1 pseudogene is annotated in these 465 nt (G+C 70.1%); it reads left to right on the top strand.

What is annotated here, in order from left to right:
• Positions 1–465 (top strand): annotated as a pseudogene (locus EOA86_RS38020) (DNA mismatch repair protein MutL); the annotation flags it as partial.

Raw genomic sequence — 465 nt, forward strand, 5'->3', positions numbered from 1 at the left:
GCTCGGTGGCGCGGCTGTCGATCCGCTCGCGCACGGCCAACGGCGACAGCGCCGCCGAGATCGGCATCGAGGGCGGGCGCGTGTCCGCCGTCAGGCCGGCGGCCGCCAATCGCGGCACCACGATCGAGGTGCGCGACCTGTTCTTCGCCACGCCGGCGCGGCTCAAATTCATGAAGGGCGAGCGCGCCGAGAGCTCGGCGACCAGCGATGTGATCAAGCGCATCGCCATCGCTTTCCCCGCCGTGCGCTTCACGCTGGCCGGTTCCGACCGCTCGACGCTGGAACTGCCGGCGACCGACGACAGCCCGGAAGGCCGGCTGCGCCGCATCGCGCAAGTGATGGGCGCCGACTTTCCGGAGAATGCCATTGCCATCGACGCCGTGCGGGACGGCGTGCATCTCGCCGGTCACGTCTCGATCCCGTCGTTCAGCCGCGCCAATGCGCTGCAGCAGTACGCCTATGTCA

It is taken from the genome of Mesorhizobium sp. M5C.F.Ca.IN.020.32.2.1, assembly GCF_004023105.1.
GTDB lineage: Bacteria > Pseudomonadota > Alphaproteobacteria > Rhizobiales > Rhizobiaceae > Mesorhizobium > Mesorhizobium wenxiniae.